This is a genomic window from Micromonospora sp. M51, assembly GCF_018070305.1.
Lineage (GTDB): Bacteria > Actinomycetota > Actinomycetes > Mycobacteriales > Micromonosporaceae > Micromonospora > Micromonospora parva.
In genome coordinates, this window is sequence record NZ_JAGPXZ010001236.1 from 1 (window position 1) to 1,058 (window position 1,058).

Consider the following 1,058-nt stretch of genomic DNA (forward strand, 5'->3'; position numbering starts at 1 on the left):
CTCGGCTCGCTGCGGGCGGCCGGTCACCACTACCGCACCGTCAAGCAGGAACTCCGTGACAACCTCCTCGCCCGGATGCGCTCCGGCGAGACCCGTTTCCCCGGCATCGTCGGCTATGACGACACAGTGCTGCCCGAGGTCGAGCGGGCGTTGCTCGCCGGGCACGACATGGTGCTGCTCGGCGAGCGCGGCCAGGGCAAGACCCGGCTGATCCGCTCGCTGGGCGCTTTGCTCGACGAGTGGACCCCGGTGCTGCCCGGCTCGGTGCTCAACGAGCACCCGATGCACCCGCTCACCCCGGCGTCCCGCGCCCAGGTCGCCGAGGCCGGCGACGAGCTGCCGATCGGCTGGCTGCACCGTTCGATGCGGTACGGCGAGAAGCTGGCCACCCCGGACACCAGCGTCGGCGACCTGATCGGTGACGTCGACCCGATCCGCATCGCCCAGGGTCGTACCCTCGGCGACCCGGAAACCATCCACTTCGGGTTGGTGCCGCGCACCAACCGGGGCATCTTCGCCGTCAACGAGCTGCCCGACCTGGCCGAGCGCATCCAGGTGGCGCTGCTCAACGTGCTGGAGGAGCGGGACATCCAGGTTCGCGGCTACCAGCTGCGGCTGCCACTGGACCTGCTCCTGGTGGCCAGCGCCAACCCGGAGGACTACACCAACCGGGGCCGGATCATCACCCCCCTCAAGGACCGGTTCGGCGCGGAGATCCGCACCCACTACCCGGTCGACCTGGAGTTGGAGCTGGCGCTGATCCGTCAGGAGGCGGACCTGGTCGCCGAGGTGCCGGAGCACGTGCTGGAGGTGCTGGCCCGCTTCGCCCGCGCCGTGCGGGAGTCGCCGTCGGTGGACCCGCGCTCCGGTGTCTCCGCCCGGTTCGCCATCGCCGCCGCCGAGACGGTGGCCGGTGCCGCGCTGCGGCGCGCCGGTCTGCTCGCCGCCTCCAGCACCCCGGACGGGCGTCCCGAGGCCGCCGTTGCCCGCGTCGGTGACGCGGTGTCGGTGACCAGCACGCTGCGCGGCAAGGTCGAGTTCGAGAGCGGTGAGGAGGG

1 protein-coding gene is annotated in these 1,058 nt (G+C 72.1%); it reads left to right on the forward strand.

All coding sequences use genetic code 11. From position 1 onward, the window contains the following. On the forward strand, nt 1-1,058 hold a 1,058-nt coding region (locus KBX53_RS33945), incomplete at both ends, for a sigma 54-interacting transcriptional regulator (RefSeq protein WP_210863923.1).